Genomic DNA, 16,016 nt, shown 5'->3' on the forward strand with positions numbered 1-16,016 from the left:
CGACCAACCGACCGAAGCCGGAAGTCAGCGGCCCTTGATTTCGGAGCCGACGACCTTTTCGCTCAGGGCGCGCGGGCCACGGGTCAGCGCGACGGAGCCGGAACGCACGAGCTCGATGATGCCGTAGTCGTCGAGCAGCGCGAGCAGCGAGTCGAGCTTCTCGCCCGAGCCAGTGGCCTCGATGACCAGCGATTCGGGATGCATGTCGACCACGCGGACGCGGAACGTCTGCACGATCTCCAGCACGTCGGAACGGGTCTTCGCGTCGGCGGCAACCTTGACGAGCACGAGCTCGCGGTTCACCGTGTTCGCGGAGTCGAGGTCGACGATCTTGAGCACGTGAAGCAGCTTGTTCAGCTGCTTGATGATCTGCTCGAGCGGAATCTGGTCGACGTCGGCGGTCACCGTCACGCGGGAGATGTCCGGACGCTCGGTGGGGGAGACGGACAGCGAGTTGATGTTGAACGCGCGACGGGCGAACAGGCCGGAGATGCGGGCCAGAACGCCGGGACGGTTCTCCACCAGCACGGAAAGCGTGTGACGCTGGGAGCCAGGCTGCGAAGCGGGATAGTTTGCCATGTCTAAAATCCTTTCCCTGTCAGGCCTGAATGCCCTTGAGCGGCTGGACGCCGGGCTTGTAGGTCACGTCGCTGTTCGAGGCGCCGGCGGCGACCATCGGCCACACCATGGCGTCCTTCCACACGCGGAAGTCGATAAGCACCGGGCGGTCGTTGATCTCGTTGGCCTTCCTGATGGCCTCCTCGGCCTGTTCCTTGGTGAACACGCGCATGCCGACGCAGCCATATGCCTCGGCGAGCTTGACGAAATCGGGGACGTCCATGATTTCGTTCTCGCCCTCGCCGATGACGTCGCCCTGCCTGGCCTCGCCGTCCAGAAGGTTGGTGGCCGAGTAGTGGTTCTTGTAGAACAGCGTCTGCCACTGACGGACCATGCCGTACACGGAGTTGTTGAGGATGGCGATCTTCACCGGCAGATGGTCGAAGAATGCGGAGGCGAGCTCCTCGCTGGTCATCTGGAAGCTGCCGTCGCCGTCGATGAGCCACACCGGCTTCTTGCCGTCGAAGTCACGGTCGGAGCCGACCTGGGCGCCGAGCGCCGCCGGCAGGCCGTAGCCCATGGTGCCGAGGCCGCCGGAGGAGATCCACGAATGCGGCTTGTGGAAGTCGATGAACTGCGCGGCCCACATCTGATGCTGGCCCACGCCCGACACCCAGATGGTGCTCGGGTCAGCCTGACGGCTCAGCTCCTGGACGACCCACTGCGGGGCGAGCGTGCCGTCGGGGGATTCGTCGTACTGCATCGGGTATTTCTCGCGAAGATCGTTGATGACGTCCCACCAGGCGTCGAGGTCCGGCTTGCCATTGATGGCCTGATAGCGCTCGATCTCGGGGGTGAGGTCGTCGAGCACGGTGGCCACGTCGCCGACGATCGGCACGTCGGCCTGACGGTTCTTGCCGATCTCGGCCGGATCGATGTCGATGTGGATGACTCGGGCCGCCGGCGCGAAGTCGGGCAGCGAGCCGGTGACGCGGTCGTCGAAGCGGGCGCCGATGGCGACCAGCAGGTCGCACTGCTGCACGGCGCCGGTGGCGGCGATCGTGCCGTGCATGCCGAGCATGCCGAGCACGGCCGGGTCGGATTCGGGGACGATGCCGCGGGCCGGAAGCGTGGTGACGATCGGGGCGCCGGTCACTTCGGAAAGACGCTTGACCTGCTCGCCGGCGTCGGAACGCACGGCGCCGCCGCCCACGTACAGCACCGGGCGGTATGACTGGCCGAACAGCTTGGCGGCGTTGGAGAGCACGCGGCCATGGGCCTTCGTGGTGGGGTTGTAGCCGGGCAGGATCATGCGCTGCGGCCACGAGTAGTAGAGTTCCTCGGTCTGGGCGGTCTTGGTCAGGTCGACGACGACCGGGCCGGGACGGCCGGTGCGGGCGATGTGGTACGCCTCGGAGAGCACGCGTGGGATGTCCTGCGCGCTGGTGACGAGGTACGAGTGCTTGACGACCGGGTAGGTGATGCCGACGATATCGGCCTCCTGGAAGGCGTCGGTGCCGATGGCGTTCACGCCCACCTGGCCGGTGATGACCACCATGGGGATGGAGTCCATGTTCGCGTCGGCGATGGCGGTGACCACGTTGGTCGCGCCGGGGCCGGAGGTGACGATGCACACGCCGACCTTGCCGGTGGCCACGGCGTAGCCTTCGGCCGCGTGGCCCGCCGCCTGCTCATGGCGGACCAGCACGAAGCGGAACTTCGTGTCGTCGTTGATGGCGTCGTACACGGGAAGGATCGCGCCGCCGGGCAGGCCGAAGACGTCCTCGACCCCCAGGTCCTCCAGCGTACGGACCACGGCCTGTGCGCCGGTCATCTTCTCCCCGTTGACGATGCGCTTGTCTGCCGTCAGCTTCTCGACGGGGCCTTTGGGTACTGCACTGAATGCCTGCAGAGGTGTGGGCAATGCCATGTCTTCCTCTCATCCTTTGGCAGCCGCATATTGCGGGACGTGCCATAACTACGTAAACGGAAACAGGATATCTCGTCGACCGTGCCGCATGGCGGTGTGCTCCGAAGTGCGGACGCGGCGGGGATGCCGGCCGCTGGACGCTTGTGGCGTCGGCGGCGATGACGTTATGCGCTACAGTCTATGCGCTGGTGTCGTCAGCGCGAAAAGCCGAATCGCGCGGTTTTCGCGGTCGTGCGCGGTTATCCGCGGCCGGGCCGTCTCCGGCGCCTGCCGCTTTCCGCCGCTTCTACTGCTCGTCGAGCGCATGCCAGGCGCGTTCGGCCGCGGCGAGCTGGGCCTTGCGCTTGGAGGAGCCGGTGGCGGAGGCGAGCTCCCTGCCGCCGTCGCCGAGCAGCACGTGCGCGGTGAACTCCAGCCGGTATTCCGGTCCGCCGACCTCCATGCGGTACACGGGCTCGGGCAGTCCCATCTTGTGGGCCTTCACCGTGAGCGACGTCTTCCAGTCGAGCGCCGGGCCGGCCTGCGTGTACTTCGCCAGCTCGCCGTCGATGAGGCCGTGCACCACGTTGCGGGCCACGTCGATGCCGTGCTCGACGTACACCGCGCCGATCAGCGATTCCACGATGTCGCACAGAATCGAATCCTTGTCGGCGCCGTTGTCGTCGGCCTCGCCGTGGCCGAGGAGGATGTACGGGCCGAGATGCAGCTTCGTGCGCGCGATTTCGGAGAGCGACTCCTCGGAGACGGTCTTGGCGCGGATCTTGGCCATCTGGCCTTCGGAGAAGTCGGGGTGGTTGAAGAACAGCGTCTCCGTGGTGACCAGTTCGAGCACGGCGTCGCCGAGGAATTCAAGGCGCTCGTAGTGCGGCATGCCCTCATGCTCGTGCGAGTACGAGCGGTGGGTGAGCGCGCGGATGAGCAGGTCGGGGCTGATCGTGGCGCCGAGGGCGTTCAGCAGGCGGGCGGTGGCGTCGCCGGGGCGGTAGTCGCTGGTCTTGTCGTGGGCCACGGTGTCGGTCAGTGATGAGGCGTCGGAGGCGGCGTCGGTGGCCGGTGCGTTGCGGCGGGCGTCGGCGGTATTGGCGTCGGCGGCGCGGTTCTTGTTCTTCTTCGTCATAATGCGTCCCAGTCTAGTTCTCGCTCTGCCCGAGGCCGCGACGAACGGAACGGCCCGCCGAAAGCGGTCGAATACCACAGAATACGGTTAAATGCATAAATGCGGTCGAATACAAAAGAACCCCGCCACCCGTCGATGGCGAGGTTCTTGATGTCAGTGGTTCACGCAATCACTTGGAGAACGTGGACTTCACCGCGGAGCGGTAGACGCGACCGCGGAACTGGCCGCAGTTCGGGCAAGCCATGTGCGGGAGCGTGCGCTCGCCGCAGTTCGGGCAGGCCACCGTAGCGGCGGCGGAAGTCTTCCAGTTGGCGCGACGCGAATGGGTATTCGCACGCGACGTCTTGTACTTGGGCAGTGCCATTTCGGACCCTCTATTTCGATCGAATTTCTTATTGAGCTTAAGCCTTCGGTATTTTAGCGCAAATTCGAAGGTTTGTCATCTTGAAGTCGGTTTGAGGTCGGTTTTCGACGGAATCAACGGCGGGACCGGCCCCGGAATCGGCGTCGGCTCACTTGCCGTCGCCGGCCTCGGCCTCCAGCTGCGCCTTGAGCGATTCCAACGCCGACCAGCGGATGTCGGAGACCTCGTGATGATGGTCCGGATGCTCGTTGAGGTCCTCGCCGCACTGCGGGCACAGGCCCTGGCAGTCCGGTCGGCACAGCGGCTTGAGCGGCAGCGACTCGACCAGGTTGTCGCGCAGCAGCGCCTCGATGTCGGCGAAGGTGTTGTTGCCGGCCAGCGGGTACGTGTCGTCGCCTTCCTCCTCGCCGGCGATGATGTCGACCTCCTCCTCGTCGCGGCCGCCCTTGCGACGCTGGCCATGGACGTCCGGGGCGTAGGGGAAGAACGCGGTGACCGTGATCGTATGGTTCGCGTTCAGCGGCTTGAGGCAGCGGGAGCATTCGGCGGTGACGGGCGCGGTCACGCTTGCGGTGAGCACGAGTCCGTCGACGATGGAGTCGAAGGAGCCGGAGACGTGCACCGGCGCGCCTTCCCTGATGCTGATGACCTCGTCGCCGATGCCGCTGGGGGCGGGGAAGTCGGCGTCGACCGACTTGCTCTGGCCGGGACGGCTGGCGACCTGGGCGATCGACACCGCCCACGGTGAGGATTCGGGATGATTGGCGTTCATCATACGTCCTTTGCAGATGGAGGATTAGGTGGGATTATGCGGATGCCGAGGTGCGGGCTGGCGTGCCCGGATGCACCCCGGCACCGGTCGGGTCTAGGAGTTCGGATAGTCGTCCGACGACAGATGCGGCATGTCCTGCGCGGCCTGGCGCTGACGTTCGGCAAGCACGGCGAGGCCGTTCTGCACGCCGTGCGACGCCTTGGCCAGCTGCTCGCTCAGCTCGGTGAGCACGGCCGTCGAATAGTTGTCGGCGCCGCGGGTGAGCTTGTCGGCCTTGGCCTGCGCCTGGTCGAGGATGGTGTGCGCGCGTTCCGTGGCGAGCGCCACCACGTTCTCCTGGCCGGCGAGGAACTGCGCCTGCTCGTTGGCCTCTCGGATGATCGTGGCCGAACGGCTCTGCGCCGAGGCGATGATGGCGTTGGCCTGCGACTGCGCGTTTTCGAGACGGCGTTCGGATTCGCGCATCAGGGCCGAGGCACGTTCGAGCTGCACGGGCAGCTTGCCCTTGAGCTCGGTGATGAGCGTGGTGATCTCCTCACGGTCCACGCGCACCTGGGTGCCCGAGAAGAACGACGCCTTCGACGCGTCGACGAGCTCCTCGAGCTGGTCGAGCAGGTCGTAGACGGTGGTGAACTGGTTCTTGGTCGTCAGATCCTCGTCGTCATCGTCCTCCATGAGCATGCGCTGGAAGGTCTGGGCGTTGGGCCTGATCGCCGATTTCGGACGGTCGATGTTCGTGGAGTCGTCCAGATCGACCCGTCCGTTGGTCACGGTGGGAATGGAGAACGAGGGCCGTCGGTATGGCGCGGCCGCCGGTTCGGTCGGCGCGGGGATCGCGACGGAGGAATACGGTTCGGAATACTCCTCGTAGGAGGTCACGGGGCTCGGGGCCGCGTCGGCGTCGTTCGTCGCCGCGCCGGCCGGGGCCTGCGCCGACGGGTCCGTGTTCGCGGGATTCCCGTGGATGCCCATGCGGTTGGCGACTTCGGACTCGCCGGTGTCGTCGTTGTCCGGGGTCACATAGCCATCCCTGACGTCGTCCATGATTATCTCTTTTCACTCCTCAATGCTTCGATAAGCAGCGGCGCCACGTAGCCCGGCACCAGGCCGGTCACGTCGCCGCCATGACGTGCAACATCCTTGACGATGGAACTGGAGATGTGCTCCTTCAGCGGGTTCGCCGGCAGGAACATGGTCTCGACGTCGCCGATCTGCTTGTTCACCAGCGCCATGCCCAGCTCCGCCTCGTAATCGCCATTCTGGCGGAGTCCCTTGACTATCACCTGCGCGCCGACCTTGGCGCAGTAGTCGGTGATCAGTCCTTCGGTGCTGGTGACGACGATATCGGGGAACCCGTCCTCGGCCAGCACCTCGCGGATCATCTCCACGCGCTGCGTTTCGGTGAACATCGGCCGCTTCGCCGCGTTGACCGCCACCACTACGTGGACTTGTTCGAACAGGTGCGCACATCGTTCGATCACATCGATGTGCCCGGAGGTTACCGGATCGAATGAACCGGGGCATACAGCTATAGTCATGGATTCCAGATTACCGCGTCCTTTGGAGACCGAGGCCGCCGCTTTGCGATGCGGCCTCGGTCGCGCTGTGTGATTCGTCACATAGCCGTGGAATATAAGCCTCTATTATTGAATCGATATGGTCCAGCATCGTTTTGCGAGCGAGGAATGAGGCATGATTATGAGGAATGTATTCGATGACGTTTTCGATGACGACGCGGTCTCCCCGCTTTCCACGCCGGATTCCGGCAGCGGCACCGCGGTGCTCGAACGCCCCGAGACCAGGACCGAGGGGCAGAAGACCGACGACGGCGACGCCGACCGCTTCGCCCACTACGTCTCCAAGGAGCGCATGGCCGAATCCCGCCTGACCGGCCGGCCGGTCGTGGCGCTGTGCGGCAAGGTGTGGGTGCCGAAGCACAATCCGTCCGATTACCCGGTGTGCCCGGACTGCAAGCGCATCTACGACGAGATGCGCTGACGTTAGCGATATGGAAAACGGAATCGGCCTTCATTCGAAGGCCGATTCCCTATTTGATGGCTATTTGATGGCTTGAGCGCGCGATCACTCGAGGGTGAGGACCTCGGTGGGGATGGCCTGCTCGCCGTTGCTCAGCGAAAGCGCGGTCACCGGCAGCTCGTCGAGCGCCTCCTTGTGATGGTCGCGGGCCGCGAGCAGCGCCTCCTTGCTTGCCAGCGACTCGTCGATGTCGCCGTGGTCGACGGCGGTGATCATCAGGTCCTTCGTGTCGCCGTATTCTTCCGGCGCCTCCCATGCGGCGAGTTTGTCGGCCGGGCCGCACAGCACGAGCTCGCCCTGCGCCAGGCCGTACTGGTAGCAGCGCAGCGCGCGCTTGCGCCAGCCGTCGGTGCTCTTGCCGAACGACTTCTTGGCCACCGGATGCATCGCTCCGTCGGAGCCCTCGCGCTCGACCAGCTTGTACACCATCGCGCAGGTGGGGTGGCCGGAGCCGGTCACCAGCATGGTGCCCACGCCGTAGGAGTCCACGGGCGCGGTCTGCAATGCGGCCAGCGCGTATTCGTCGAGGTCGTTGGTCACGGTGATCTTCGTGTTCGTGGCGCCCAGCGAATCAAGCTGCTTGCGGGCCTTCTGCGCCAGCGACGCCAGATCGCCGGAGTCGATGCGGATGCCGCCGAGCTGGGGGCCGGCCACCTCCACGGCCGTGGTGATGGCCTTCTCGATGTTGTAGGTGTCGGTGAGCAGCGTGGTGCCGGGGCCCAGGGCGTTGACCTGCGAGACGAAGGCGTCGCGCTCGTCGTCGTGCAGCAGTGTGAACGCGTGCGCGGCGGTGCCGATGCACAGCAGGTCGTACTTCTTCGCGGCGGCGAGGTTCGCGGTGCCGGCGAAGCCGCCGACGATCGAGGCGCGGGCTGCGGCCACGGCGGCGCTTTCGTTCGCGCGGCGGCCGCCCATGTCCATGCACGGACGGTCGCCGGCGGCCGACGTCATGCGGGAGGCCGCCGACGCGATGGCCGAATCGTAGTTCAGCACGGAAAGCACGAGCGTCTCCAGCAGCGTGCATTCCGCGAACGTGCCTTCGACCTCGAGGATCGGGGAGTTCGCGAAGAACGCCTCGCCCTCGCGGTAGGCGCGGATGGTGCCGGAGAACGAGAAGTTCTCCAGCCACTTGGCGGTCTTCTCGCTCACCACATGACGGTCGCGCAGGAACTTCAGATCGGATTCGGTCGGGCGGAAGTCCTTGAGCATCTCCACGATGCGGCCCAGTCCGGCCACGATGCCATAGCGGCGGCCGGTGGGCAGATGACGGGTGAACACCTCGAACACGCACTGGCGATCTGCGGTGCCGTCCTGCATGGCGGCGTCCAGCATGGTGTATTCGTACATGTCGGTCATCATGGCCGATGAGTAGTCGGTGTTAGCCATATCGTCCTTCTTCGGGTCGCGGGATGTCAATATGAATTCTGTTGTATGCGATTGTAGGCCGTTCACGCCCAAACGCGGTCACTTTATGAGTTTCGCCGGCAGGACGCGGTCGAGGGCGACGAGCACCAGGCCGAGCACGAGGAACGCGGCCAATCCCTCGCCCACGTTGATGCCCAGCTGCGCCCATCCGATCTTCGGCAGGTTCAGGAAGTCGTACGGGTACGGCGTGCCGTCCTTCAACGGTCCCGAATGCGGCCATATGGCCGCGCGAATCAGCACGCCCATCACATAGACCGGAATATAGATGAGCCACGTGAGACAGTACGACCATTGGAATTTCCTATGCTCGTCGAAGACGAGAAAATCGATGACCGCGGCGATCGGCACGATGATGTGCGCGTACGTGACCGTCATCAGGCCGAACACGCGTGGCGTCGCCGGATCGGCCGCCGGCAGCAGGAACGCCGCCACCAGACCGGCCACCGCGATATACAGCGTCAGGCATCCCTTGAGCCACACCGGCGGCTCGATGCCCTTGAGCAGCGTGGCCGCCCCCGCCCACAGCATCACGACACCCAGCAGCAACGCCGTCTGGAAGGTGAAATACGTCAGGGAGGCGAACTCGTGCAGATGCCAGATCTCGTATGTGCCGGCGAAACAACAGGCCGACGTGGCGAATCGGAATATCGCGGCCAAGAATCTCATGACAGTCATTCTATTGGCCGCGTCGAACGTTGCCGTCCGGCAATCGTTCGACGGTCCGAACCATGGACGCGAACCGTTTCTGACCATGGTTTTGTCGGCTAAGCCGGATACGGTCGGGGACAGTGCTTCCGTAGATATTCCGAGGTTAACCATGGTTCAGATCAAAGACATGCTCGACGTCAATCAGACGATTCGCCCCGACGGCCGCGCCGTCGACGAACTGCGTCCGGTGAAGATCACCCGTCATTGGACCGACGCCCCCGAAGGCTCGGTGCTCATCGAATGCGGCAACACGCGCGTGATGTGCACAGCCACGTTCACGCAGGGCGTGCCGCGTTGGCGCAAGGACTCCGGACTCGGCTGGGTGACCGCCGAATACGCGATGCTGCCGCGCGCCACATCCGAACGCACCGACCGCGAATCCGTGCGCGGCAAGATCGGAGGCCGCACCCACGAGATCAGCCGACTGATCGGCCGCTGCCTGCGCGGCGTCGTCGACATGAAGGCGCTCGGTGAAAACCAGATCCAGCTCGACTGCGACGTGCTGCAGGCCGACGGCGGCACCAGGACCGCGTCGATCACCGGCGCCTACGTGGCGCTCGCCGACGCCGTGGCGTGGGCCAAGGAGCACAAGGTGCTGCGAGCCAACCGACAGGTGCTCAAGGATCAGGTGTCGGCCGTCTCCGTCGGCGTGATCGACGGCAAGCCGATGCTCGACCTGCCCTACGTGGAGGACAGCCAGGCCATGACCGACATGAACGTGGCCATGACGGGCGCCGGCGCGTTCATCGAGATCCAGGGCACGGCGGAGCACCGTCCGTTCACGCGTGCCGAGCTCGGCGAACTGCTCGACCTGGCCGAGAAGGGCAACCGCGAGCTGCAGGCCCTGCAGCGCAAGGCGCTCGACGAGGACTGAACTGTGATGGCGGCCGCTAGCTACTGACAGCAGCCGAGACAAGGCTCCGATGGCCGGGAACCGGCAGGGATTGGCAGGGCGGCGACGGCTTCCGCCGGTCTTTCGCAGTGATTTCGAGGCCCCGTGCGTTCCAAACGTACGGGGCCTCCCATATTGTTGGGAGGGCGCAGCAGCATGGAGGCAACGTGCCGCGCATAGTTCAGAGAGGTAGATGCCATGAGCAACACGGTCAAATTGGTGGTCGCCACCCATAATGCGGGCAAGCTGGCGGAGATTCGTCGCATTCTCACCGAGGACCTCGGCGAGGACGCCGACCGTATCGAACTGCTGACCGCAGGCGAACTGAACCTGCCCGATCCCGTCGAGGACGGCGCGAGCTTCGAACAGAACGCACTGCTCAAGGCGCGCGACGTCGTGCGCCGCACGGGTCTGCCTGCCATCGCCGACGACTCCGGACTGATCGTCGACGTGCTGGGCGCGGCCCCCGGCATCCTTTCCGCACGCTGGTGCGGCCGCCACGGCGACGACGTGGCCAACTACGAGCTGCTGCTCGCGCAGCTAGCCGACATCCCGGACCGCAACCGAACGGCACGGTTCCGCTGCGCCGCGGCGTTCGTCACGCCCGAGGACGGCCAGGGCGAGGCGCCGTACGGCATCCACAACGAGAACGTGGAGCTCGGCGACATGTGCGGGCGAATCATCCGCGAACCGCGCGGCGAGCACGGCTTCGGCTACGATCCCATCTTCGTGCCGAACGACCAGCCCCAGCGCGCGAAGGAATCCGGCGAGGAACTCACCAGCGCCGAGATGACGCCGGAGGAGAAGAACGCCATCTCGCACCGTTCCAAGGCCATTCAGGCACTGACGCGCAGCATCAAGCGCGCTCTTATCGACTGACGTCGTGACCGGCATGGCCGTCGATACGGCTGTATAGCCGGAAACGATACGAAAAGCGGGCTGACGGGTATCGCACCCGTCAGCCCGCTCGCCATAAGGCGGAAGGTCGAAAAAAGAGATCAGGCCGGAATCAGGTAGTTCGCGGCGGTCATGGCGACCATGCCCATCACCGCGGTCACCGACAGGCAGAAGCCGGCCATCTTCGCGTTGCCGAGCACGCGGTCGGAGAACAGCGTGGCGAACACGGCGGTCGGCGCCATGCACAGCATCACGATGGCCTTGCGCGTGGCCGCGTCATACGGCAGCAGGAACCAGGTGACCAGGCAGAACAGCGCGGCGAACGGAATGCGCCAGGCCACCACGCGCAAGGCCTGTGAGATCTCCTTGCGGTTGTTCGGGAAGTCCATGAGCATGCCGACCATGAGCATCGAGCAGAAGCCGTTCGCATCGCCCACCGGGCTGAGGATGTCCACCACGACGCTGGGCAGCTTCACACCGGTGAACATCAGCACGATCATGAGCAGATAGGTGTCGAACGGCACCGAGGTGAGGAAGCTCTTGGCGATGCCGCGCATCGTGGCACGGCGGGCGAGACGGCGCGCGTCCTTGTCCTTCGGCTTGATGCGCGGCAGACGCGTGACGGTCATATCGCCGTGGTTCTGCTCGCTCAGCGGCTTGTCGGGGTTGATGTGCAGCAGACGCTGAGTGAGCAGGTTGTTGCCGGCGGCCACCACCACGCAGTTGCCCATGTCGAACATGGCTCCCGTGACCAGCGACGCCGAACCGAGCATCGACTGCATGACGGGGAAGCAGAAGTTGCCGATGTTGAATCCCGCGCCGTTGAGCATGAGGAACGCGCGCTCGTTCACCGGCTTGTGGCGGCTGATGAAATACAGGATCGGGGTGGGGAAGAGGCCGCATGCCAGACCGAACAGCGAGATCCACAGCAGCTTGGGGTCATGGGGGTTCGTCAGGAACGACACGATGATCGCGGCGGGCAGCGTGAGGTTGAACACGATGCGCTGCAGGATGCGATAGTCCTTCTCGCCGAAGATGCGTGCACGCTTGAACCCGTAACCGACGAAAACGATTGCGAGCAGGGTGATCGGATGAATCAGTCCCGACATGTCGTCCCTCTCCTGGATTCTCGCGAATCCATGGTGAATCCTTGGCTCTTCTTCTCTCTTGCCTCCGGCGCGGGGTCGGATATGAAAAAATCCCCTTGAATTCATCGAAGCCGCAATGATTCAAGAGGATTAATCGGAAAGCGTGCGCGAGATGGGACTTGAACCCACACGTCGAAGACACAGGAACCTAAATCCTGCGCGTCTACCAATTCCGCCACTCGCGCGGTCCCCGACATTCTTGCGAATGCTCTCGGGGAAGCAAAAACCCTAGGCGATGAACCTAGGGTCTTCGTTGGAGCCACTTGACAGAATCGAACTGTCGACCTGCTCATTACGAGTGAGCCGCTCTACCGACTGAGCTAAAGTGGCAATTCGTGAAGCATCGCAACAGCAATGCGCACACAAGTAGATTAGCATACTGCATGTTTTTCGATTATGCAAATCCCGAGGTATTCATGGCGTGGCGCGGTTCGTGGCGTAATGCGAAGCGCAGCGCGCGGCGTCGCGGTGAAATCAACGGCCGACGTATGGCAATACGTGTGACAATAAGAACATGCAACAGACTGACGGGCGATTCTCGGACTTGTACGCACTGATTCCGGCCGGAGGCGTCGGCTCGCGGCTATGGCCGCTGAGCCGCAGCGCACGGCCGAAGTTCCTCTACGACTTCCTCGGTTCGGGCCGCACGATGATCCAGGCCACGTTCGACCGTCTCGCCGCCGTCGCCGGCGACGACCACGTGACGGTGATGACCGGCGTGGCGCATGCGGCCGCGGTCCGCGCGCAACTGCCCGAACTGGACGAACGCAACCTGTTCGCCGAACCCGTCGGTCGCGACTCCACGGCCGCCATCGCGTTGGCCACCGCGATACTGGCGAAACGGCACGGCCGCGACGTGGTGGTCGGGTCGTTCGCCGCCGACCATGTGATTCGCGACGACGACGCGTTCCGCGAATGCGTGGCGCAGGCGGTCGCGGCGGCGCGCGCCGGATACGTGACCACCATCGGCATCGCGGCCACGCGTCCGTCCACCGCCTTCGGATACATCCGTCAGGGCGCGCCGCTCGCCGACAGGGCGCCGGCCGCGCCCGACGCCCGCACGGTACGCGCGTTCGTGGAGAAGCCGGACGCCGAAACCGCGCAGGGCTACCTGATGACCGGCGAATACCGGTGGAACGCCGGCATGTTCGTCATGCGCGCCGGCGTGCTGCTCGACACCCTGGCGAGACTCAAGCCGCGGATTTATGAGACGGTGACGGCGCTCGCCGACGTATGGGACGACGACGGCGACCGCCGCGCCGAAATGATGGAGCGGCTGTGGCCGGCGGTCGAGAAGATTGCCTTCGACTACGCCGTGGCCGAGCCGCTGGCCGCCGAGGGCGGCGTGGCGATGGTCCCCGGCGGCTTCGGGTGGGATGATATCGGCGACTTCAACTCCGTGGCCGCGCTGATTCCCAGCGCGGACGCCCGCAACAACAAGATCATCGGCGACCGCGGGCGCGTGGTGTGTCTCGACTCCGCCGGCAACGTGGTCGCGCCGGCCGGCGGCGAGGGGCGGACGATCGCGCTGCTCGGCGCCGACGACCTGGTCGTGGTCGACACACCGGACGCGCTGCTCGTCGCGCCGAGGGCGCGCAGCCAGGAGGTCAAGCGCATGGCCGCCGCGCTCGCCGACCAGGGGCTCGACGCCATCCTGTGATCGTCCGTCTCCTCGTCCGATTTTCGGAAAACAGAACATGAACGGCGTGTTGCGTAACCGTGGCGTCGATAAATCGTATTTATTGCACGTTCTAACGCACAAATAACAACATTTGTGTGCGTTTTTATCTGTCCGTCAATCACAGTATGTTGGAACAGGAACAGGATGGTTTTCATGAATCATTCCACAGTGATGAAAGGACCTCACATGGCCATTAATCCTCCCATCGACGCGACCTCGACTCCCGCATGGGCCGCGCTGCAGAAGCACTACGATGAACTTCAGGCCGAGGGCATCGACCTCAAGAAGTGGTTCGCCGACGATCCCGAGCGCGTCAAGAAGCTGAGCTTCGAGGCCGGCGACCTGCACTTCGACCTTTCCAAGAACCTCATCACCGACGAGACGCTGCGCCTGCTGGTCAACCTCGCCAAGGAAGTCAAGCTCGACGAGCGCATCAAGCAGCAGTACACCGGCGTGCACATCAACAACACCGAGGACCGCGCCGTGCTGCACACCGCGCTGCGCCGCCCGGTCGAGGACGAGGACAAGTACATCGTCGACGGCCAGGACGTCGTCAAGGACGTGCGCGACACCCTCAAGAAGATCTACGCCTTCGCCGAGGACGTGCGCTCCGGCAAGTGGACCGGCATCACCGGCCGCAAGATCGACACCGTGGTGAACATCGGCATCGGCGGCTCCGACCTCGGTCCCGTCATGGCGTACGAGGCCCTCAAGCCCTACGCCGACGCCGGCATCTCCGCCCGCTACATCTCCAACATCGACCCCAACGACCTGGCCGAGAAGACCAAGGGCCTCGACCCGGAGACCACGCTGTTCATCATCGTCTCCAAGACCTTCACCACGCTCGAGACCCTCACCAACGCCCGCGAGGCCCGCACCTGGCTGCTCGAGGAGCTCACCGCCTCCGGCGCCATCTCCGACGGCGACGAGGCCCAGAAGGCCGAAGCCATCAAGAAGCACTTCGTGGCCGTCTCCACCAACCTGGAGAAGGTCGAGGAGTTCGGCATCGACCCGGAGAACGCCTTCGGCTTCTGGAACTGGGTCGGCGGCCGCTACTCCGTCGACTCCGCGGTCGGCACCTCCCTCGCCGTGGTCTACGGACCGGCGCAGTTCGAGGAGTTCCTGCACGGCTTCCACGAGATCGACGAATACTTCGCCAACACCCCGTTCGAGAAGAACGTCGTGGCGCTCATGGGCCTCGTCAACGTGTGGTACCGCAACTTCTTCAAGGCCGCCTCGCACGCCGTGCTGCCGTACGACCAGTACCTGCACCGCTTCCCGGCCTACCTGCAGCAGCTCACCATGGAATCCAACGGCAAGTCCGTGCGCTGGGACGGCACCCCGGTGACCACCGAGACCGGCGAGATCTTCTGGGGCGAGCCCGGCACCAACGGTCAGCATGCCTTCTACCAGCTCATCCACCAGGGCACCCAGCTCATCCCGGCCGACTTCATCGCCTTCGCCAACACCCCGAACCCGGTGAAGGACGGCGACCAGGACGTGCACGAGCTGTTCCTCGGCAACTACCTCGCCCAGACCAAGGCGCTCGCGTTCGGCAAGACCGCCGACGAGGTCCGCGCCGAAGGCACCCCGGAGGAGATCGTCCCCGCCCGCGTGTTCAAGGGCAACCGCCCGACCACGTCCATCCTCGGCGTGGCCCTGACCCCGTTCTCGCTCGGCGAGCTCATCGCCCTGTACGAGCACATCACCCTCGTCGAGGGCACCGTGTGGGGCGTGGACTCCTACGACCAGTGGGGCGTCGAGCTCGGCAAGCAGCTTGCCAAGCAGATCACCCCCGCCATCTCCAAGGACGACGACGCGCTCGCCGCCCAGGACGCCTCCACGCAGAGCCTCATCAAGTTCTACCGTGAGCATAGGGAGTTCTGATTTTTCGTAAGAAAAATCAGAACGCAGCATTCCGCGACGCAAATCCTTGGCGGATTTGCTGCTACGAACAGTCCACTGGACTGTTCGTCATCGCGAGTTCTGATTCCTCTGGAATCAGAGCCGCCGTTTCGCGACGGCGCTCGATGAAGCACTGCTGCGGAATATGACTCCCCTCGTGATTGAGGGGAGCCATCATGAGGCAGCATGATTGAGGGGAGCCATCATGAGGCAGCATGATTGAGGGGAGCCATCATGAGGCAGCATGATTGAGGGGAGCCGGCCACCGCAAGGCGGCCGGCTCCCTTTTCTGTCACCATCCGGTACTTTCCATCCGGTGCCCGGCCATCCAATATGGATTACGATGTAAAATCCCAAAAATACGTCGCAATCCATCAATATTCGTCCAATGACGATGGATTGCGTTGCAAAATCGCGTATATACGTCGCAGTCCATCGCGAATCTTCGATGACGAAAACAGCAGCCTTGGAATTTCAACGTTTCTCAATTGCATGGATGCATAATGCGATGGACTGCTCTGCAAAATCGTATTTTTGCGCCGTAGTCCATGAATATTACGGTGCTGATGATGGACGATACGG

At 64.3% G+C, this 16,016-nt stretch carries 15 protein-coding genes and 2 tRNA genes; 5 read left to right on the top strand and 12 right to left on the bottom strand.

The features are described from left to right. Positions 1–24: 24 nt before the first annotated feature. The 7 genes from ilvN to coaD all read right to left on the bottom strand — a co-directional run bounded on the left by ilvN (position 25) and on the right by coaD (position 6,279). Positions 25–579 carry an acetolactate synthase small subunit gene (gene ilvN, locus GFD18_RS05210; RefSeq protein ID WP_100510172.1) on the bottom strand — a complete coding sequence of 185 codons (555 nt, stop codon included), beginning with the start codon at positions 577–579 and terminating at the stop codon, positions 25–27. A 19-nt stretch (positions 580–598) separates the two neighbouring features. Continuing rightward, on the bottom strand, positions 599–2,488 hold the full coding sequence (locus GFD18_RS05215; protein ID WP_163198409.1) for an acetolactate synthase large subunit: 1,890 nt from the start codon (positions 2,486–2,488) through the stop codon (positions 599–601). A 286-nt stretch (positions 2,489–2,774) separates the two neighbouring features. Then, positions 2,775–3,605, bottom strand: a complete 831-nt coding sequence (gene rnc / locus GFD18_RS05220; RefSeq protein ID WP_163198407.1) for a ribonuclease III — start codon at positions 3,603–3,605, stop codon at positions 2,775–2,777. Between the two features lie 169 nt (positions 3,606–3,774). Continuing rightward, a complete protein-coding gene (gene rpmF, locus GFD18_RS05225) occupies positions 3,775–3,969 on the bottom strand; it encodes a 50S ribosomal protein L32 (RefSeq protein WP_100510169.1) in 195 nt (64 codons plus the stop codon). 148 nt (positions 3,970–4,117) lie between these two features. After that, positions 4,118–4,741 carry a YceD family protein gene (locus tag GFD18_RS05230; RefSeq protein ID WP_163198943.1) on the bottom strand — a complete coding sequence of 208 codons (624 nt, stop codon included), beginning with the start codon at positions 4,739–4,741 and terminating at the stop codon, positions 4,118–4,120. Between the two features lie 93 nt (positions 4,742–4,834). Continuing rightward, positions 4,835–5,713 carry an ATP synthase subunit B family protein gene (locus GFD18_RS05235; RefSeq protein WP_404801609.1) on the bottom strand — a complete coding sequence of 293 codons (879 nt, stop codon included), beginning with the start codon at positions 5,711–5,713 and terminating at the stop codon, positions 4,835–4,837. Between the two features lie 74 nt (positions 5,714–5,787). Continuing rightward, positions 5,788–6,279, bottom strand: a complete 492-nt coding sequence (coaD, locus tag GFD18_RS05240) for a pantetheine-phosphate adenylyltransferase (RefSeq protein ID WP_163198405.1) — start codon at positions 6,277–6,279, stop codon at positions 5,788–5,790. Positions 6,280–6,433: 154 nt separating this feature from the next. Between coaD and GFD18_RS05245 the strand changes: the two genes are divergently transcribed. Beyond that, complete coding sequence (locus tag GFD18_RS05245; protein WP_163198403.1) at positions 6,434–6,739, top strand: DUF3039 domain-containing protein; 306 nt, start codon at positions 6,434–6,436, stop codon at positions 6,737–6,739. Positions 6,740–6,823: 84 nt separating this feature from the next. Here GFD18_RS05245 and GFD18_RS05250 read toward each other — a convergent pair whose 3' ends face one another. Then, a complete protein-coding gene (locus GFD18_RS05250; protein ID WP_163198401.1) occupies positions 6,824–8,164 on the bottom strand; it encodes a nicotinate phosphoribosyltransferase in 1,341 nt (446 codons plus the stop codon). 78 nt (positions 8,165–8,242) lie between these two features. Beyond that, on the bottom strand, positions 8,243–8,869 hold the full coding sequence (locus GFD18_RS05255; protein WP_163198399.1) for a Pr6Pr family membrane protein: 627 nt from the start codon (positions 8,867–8,869) through the stop codon (positions 8,243–8,245). Between the two features lie 151 nt (positions 8,870–9,020). Here GFD18_RS05255 and rph point away from each other — a divergent pair, with 151 nt between their 5' ends. Next, the gene (gene rph / locus GFD18_RS05260; RefSeq protein ID WP_100510165.1) at positions 9,021–9,785 is read left to right on the top strand and encodes a ribonuclease PH; all 765 of its coding nucleotides are present in this window, start codon (positions 9,021–9,023) and stop codon (positions 9,783–9,785) included. Positions 9,786–10,001: 216 nt separating this feature from the next. Then, positions 10,002–10,682, top strand: coding sequence for an RdgB/HAM1 family non-canonical purine NTP pyrophosphatase (rdgB, locus tag GFD18_RS05265; protein ID WP_163198397.1), 681 nt, complete (start codon positions 10,002–10,004; stop codon positions 10,680–10,682). Positions 10,683–10,801: 119 nt separating this feature from the next. Here rdgB and GFD18_RS05270 read toward each other — a convergent pair whose 3' ends face one another. From GFD18_RS05270 to GFD18_RS05280, 3 genes are all read right to left on the bottom strand, one after another. Continuing rightward, positions 10,802–11,809: an AEC family transporter gene (locus tag GFD18_RS05270; RefSeq protein ID WP_163198395.1), complete on the bottom strand. Its 1,008-nt coding sequence runs from the start codon at positions 11,807–11,809 to the stop codon at positions 10,802–10,804. A 143-nt stretch (positions 11,810–11,952) separates the two neighbouring features. Next, a tRNA-Leu gene (locus tag GFD18_RS05275) sits at positions 11,953–12,033 on the bottom strand. Between the two features lie 69 nt (positions 12,034–12,102). After that, positions 12,103–12,178 (bottom strand) — tRNA-Thr (locus tag GFD18_RS05280). A 184-nt stretch (positions 12,179–12,362) separates the two neighbouring features. Here GFD18_RS05280 and GFD18_RS05285 point away from each other — a divergent pair. Further along, positions 12,363–13,508 (top strand): mannose-1-phosphate guanylyltransferase, encoded by a 1,146-nt coding sequence (locus tag GFD18_RS05285; protein ID WP_163198394.1) that lies wholly within the window; start codon positions 12,363–12,365, stop codon positions 13,506–13,508. Positions 13,509–13,715: 207 nt separating this feature from the next. Next, positions 13,716–15,416, top strand: coding sequence for a glucose-6-phosphate isomerase (gene pgi, locus GFD18_RS05290; protein WP_163198391.1), 1,701 nt, complete (start codon positions 13,716–13,718; stop codon positions 15,414–15,416). The last annotated feature ends 600 nt before the right edge of the window (positions 15,417–16,016 follow it).

It is taken from the genome of Bifidobacterium saimiriisciurei (genome assembly GCF_010667655.1).
In the GTDB taxonomy this organism is placed as follows: Bacteria; Actinomycetota; Actinomycetes; order Actinomycetales; family Bifidobacteriaceae; genus Galliscardovia; species Galliscardovia saimiriisciurei.